Raw genomic sequence first — 3,637 nt, 5'->3', positions numbered from 1 at the left:
GTCCAAGTGTTCCTCTTGAGAGTTTAACAGACATTCAAAATTATTATGATGATATTATTTTTGTTTCCTATTTCACCGTAAAACCAGTAAAAGAAAACTTACTTAAATATCTAAACACATTCAATGATATCATTTTAAAATCTAGTAATTCAAAATTTTGGGTTTTAGGACAGATGCTTTCTCATTTAGATACAGATAATTTGCCAGAAGGAATAAAAACCTTCAATAGTATAAAATCATTAATTAACGAACTTTAAATTTATAAATGCATAAGACCATATCCATAATAGGTTCAGGATTTTCAGCTTTATCAGCATCTTGCTATTTGGCAAAGGCTGGTCATAAAGTAACTATTTTTGAAAAGAATGATACTGTTGGAGGAAGAGCAAGACAACTTGTTAAAGATGGTTTTACATTTGATATTGGACCGAGTTGGTATTGGATGCCAGACATTTTTGAAAAATTCTTTAATGATTTCGGGAAAAGTACCAGTGACTACTATCAGTTAGAAAAGTTAAGTCCTGCCTATAAAATATTTTTTTCGGATGATGTAATTACCATTGGTGATCATATGGATCAAATCTGCGAAGAATTTGAACGTATAGAGTCCGGAAGTTCTAAACCACTTAGAAAATTTATTACTAAAGCACAAGATCATTATAATATTGCCATTAATAAAGTTGTTTTAAAGCCAGGCGTTTCTCCATTTGAATTGGTAACCAGAGAGACCGTAACTAGAATAGATCGCTTTTTTAAAACTATAAGTTCAGAAGTTCGAAAAAACTTTAAAAATCCTAAACTCATTTCAACATTAGAATTTCCTGTACTGTTTTTGGGAGCAAAACCAAATCAAACTCCTTCATTCTATAGTTTTATGAATTTTGCAGATTTCGGCTTAGGAACATGGCATCCAAAAGGCGGTATGTACGAAATCATAAAAGCAATGAAAAGTCTAGCGGAAGGCTTAGGTGTTACTATTTACAACAATAGTAATGTTGAAAAGATTAATGTTGAAAATGGAAATTCAGTTGGTATTACCGTTAATGGTAAAATTGTGATTTCTAATGTTGTTTTGAGTGGTGCAGATTATCATCATTCAGAAACATTACTCGATAAAAAACACAGACAATACAGTGAAAAATATTGGGATAAACGCACTTTTGCGCCTTCTTCACTACTCTTTTATATTGGTTTTGATAAAAAGCTTCAAAATGTAGAGCATCATAATTTATTTTTCGATACTAATTTTGAAACTCATGCTGAAGACATTTATGACGAGCCCAAATGGCCAGAAGACCCACTGTTTTATGTCAATTTTCCTTCGGTAACGGATAAAAGTATGGCTCCTATTGATTGTGAAACAGGATTCTTCCTTATTCCTATTGCACCAGGATTAGAAGACACTCCAGAATTGCGTCAACAATATTTTGATATCGTAATAAACAGATTTGAAAAACGCACAAAACAAACTGTTCGAGACCATATACTTTTTAAAGAATCTTTTTGCGTTAATGATTTTATAAGCGAATACAATTCTTACAAAGGAAACGCCTATGGCATGGCCAATACATTAATGCAAACCGCATTTTTAAGACCAAAACTAAAAAGCAAAAAAGTAAATGGACTATACTTTACAGGGCAGTTAACTGTTCCAGGACCAGGAGTTCCTCCATCACTAATTTCGGGAAAGTTAGTAGCTGAACTTATTCATAAAAATGAAGTTTAATTGCCATTAAAAAGAAATTTATACTATGAAATCAATTTTTGACAATGTCTCTAAAGAATGTAGCAAGGCTGTAACCAATGCTTATAGTACATCATTTTCTTTGGCAACAAAAATGTTATCTGACACTATTAGACAAGATATTTATAACATCTACGGTTTTGTAAGATTTGCCGATGAGATTGTAGATACATTTCATGATTACGACAAGGAAAAACTTTTTAAGAATTTTGAAAATGATTTAGAAGTAGCTTTAGTAGACAAAATTAGTTTAAATCCAATTCTAAACGCCTTTCAAGAAACCTATCACAGATACGGAATTGATAAACATTTAGTGAACTCGTTTATGAACAGCATGCGACAAGATCTTCATAAAAAGGACTATTTAACTGAGCAAGAATATAAAGATTATATCTATGGTTCTGCCGATGTCGTTGGACTTATGTGTTTAAAAGTGTTTGTTAAAGGCAATGCTGAGAGGTATGAAGACTTAAAGGATTCAGCAATGAGTTTGGGTTCAGCTTTTCAAAAAGTAAATTTCCTAAGAGACTTAAAGACAGATCATGAAGATTTAAGTAGAACTTATTTTCCTAATACTGATTTAAATAAACTTGATGAAGCTTCAAAAAAAGCCATAATCGCTGATATAGATGAAGATTTCGCAAAAGGATTAAATGGAATAAAACGCTTACCTTTAGAAGCCAAGTTTGGAGTGTTTATGGCATATCGTTATTACAATAAGCTACTTGAAAAATTAAAAAAGACACCAGCTTTAAAAATAAAATCTACTAGAATTAGAGTTGCTAATTATAAAAAGATAGAATTGCTGACAAGAAGCTATGTTAAATATCAACTCAACTTATTATAAATCTAAAAAACAATAATTATGCAAACTGTTTTTTGGATACTGATTTTTCTGGGTACATTCTTCATTATGGAATTTAACGCATGGTTTACACATAAGTACATCATGCATGGCTTTTTGTGGAATCTACATAGAGATCATCATAATAAAGACCACGATAGTTGGTTTGAGCGTAACGATGCATTTTTTATTTTCTACGCTATCGTAAGTATGTCTTGCTTTTATCTATGGAGTTATGAGGCTGTTTGGTATTGTCTACCTATTGGCTTAGGTATAATGGCCTATGGAGCTGTTTACTTTATTGTGCATGATATTTTTATACATCAACGGTTTAAATGGTTGCGTAATCTCGATAATAAATATGCAAGAGGTTTAAGGCGTGCTCACAAAATTCATCACAAACACCTAGGTAAAGAAAAAGGTGAAAATTTTGGAATGCTCATTGTGCCTTCAAAGTATTTTAAATAACTATTCGGACAACAAACGATCTAATTGGCTTCTTACAGATTCGCTATTCCAGTTAATAGCACCAGACTCATCAACTACTATCTCTCCTTTTTTATTTATGATAAATGTTCTTGGAATAGAACCTGTTTTTAATTCATCAGGAATTTCATTCAATGTATTATAAACTAAAAAGTCGAATTCTTTCTTTGTCTTGAACTGTTCTACTGTTTTAAAATCATCATTTGTCACAAACAGAAATACCACTTTATCATTATAGTCCTCATATAAAGCTTGAAGGCTTGGCATCTCAGCTATACAAGGAGGACACCAAGTTGCCCAAAAATTTATAAACACAACTTTACCTTCAGTTTCTTTAAAGCTTATGGTTGTGTTTGCATCAGACTGTAATTCCCAATTAATGTATGCAACAGCTGACCTATCTTCCTTATCTATAATTGATGATTTATTAATATAACTCAAGCCTTTATGTAATACAACTTGAAGTGCTTGTCTTGTCTGTGGAATAATAAATACTGCAATAAGAATTAAAAATACAATATTGCGTGTGGTAATTTTGCCTTTCATTAATTATAAAATTAAGC

At 31.4% G+C, this 3,637-nt stretch carries 4 protein-coding genes and 1 pseudogene; 4 read left to right on the top strand and 1 reads right to left on the bottom strand.

The window, feature by feature from the left end:
- The 4 genes and pseudogenes from QZZ53_RS17015 to QZZ53_RS17000 form a co-directional block, all read left to right on the top strand.
- Positions 1–257, top strand: a pseudogene (locus tag QZZ53_RS17015) (MerR family transcriptional regulator); the annotation flags it as partial.
- Positions 258–265: 8 nt separating this feature from the next.
- Positions 266–1,726 carry a phytoene desaturase family protein gene (crtI, locus tag QZZ53_RS17010; RefSeq protein ID WP_296386941.1) on the top strand — a complete coding sequence of 487 codons (1,461 nt, stop codon included), beginning with the start codon at positions 266–268 and terminating at the stop codon, positions 1,724–1,726.
- A 25-nt stretch (positions 1,727–1,751) separates the two neighbouring features.
- A complete protein-coding gene (locus tag QZZ53_RS17005; protein WP_296386939.1) occupies positions 1,752–2,591 on the top strand; it encodes a phytoene/squalene synthase family protein in 840 nt (279 codons plus the stop codon).
- Between the two features lie 18 nt (positions 2,592–2,609).
- Positions 2,610–3,056, top strand: coding sequence for a sterol desaturase family protein (locus tag QZZ53_RS17000; protein WP_296386937.1), 447 nt, complete (start codon positions 2,610–2,612; stop codon positions 3,054–3,056).
- On the opposite strand, the gene QZZ53_RS16995 is transcribed toward QZZ53_RS17000, so the two are convergent.
- The gene (locus tag QZZ53_RS16995; RefSeq protein WP_296386935.1) at positions 3,057–3,620 is read right to left on the bottom strand and encodes a TlpA disulfide reductase family protein; all 564 of its coding nucleotides are present in this window, start codon (positions 3,618–3,620) and stop codon (positions 3,057–3,059) included. It lies immediately after the preceding gene.
- Between the last annotated feature and the right edge of the window lie 17 nt (positions 3,621–3,637).

This window comes from Winogradskyella sp. (assembly GCF_016744625.1).
GTDB lineage: Bacteria > Bacteroidota > Bacteroidia > Flavobacteriales > Flavobacteriaceae > Winogradskyella.
The sequence above is the reverse complement of the archived record's forward strand: the minus strand, read 5'-3'. Positions and strand labels throughout refer to the sequence as shown.

Bases quoted from the DNA above. Each gene is read 5' to 3' on its own strand.
- crtI (WP_296386941.1), top strand. From the start codon at position 266: ATGCATAAGACCATATCCATAATAGGTTCAGGATTTTCAGCTTTATCA.
- QZZ53_RS17005 (WP_296386939.1), top strand. From the start codon at position 1,752: ATGAAATCAATTTTTGACAATGTCTCTAAAGAATGTAGCAAGGCTGTA.
- QZZ53_RS17000 (WP_296386937.1), top strand. From the start codon at position 2,610: ATGCAAACTGTTTTTTGGATACTGATTTTTCTGGGTACATTCTTCATT.
- QZZ53_RS16995 (WP_296386935.1), bottom strand. From the start codon at position 3,620: ATGAAAGGCAAAATTACCACACGCAATATTGTATTTTTAATTCTTATT.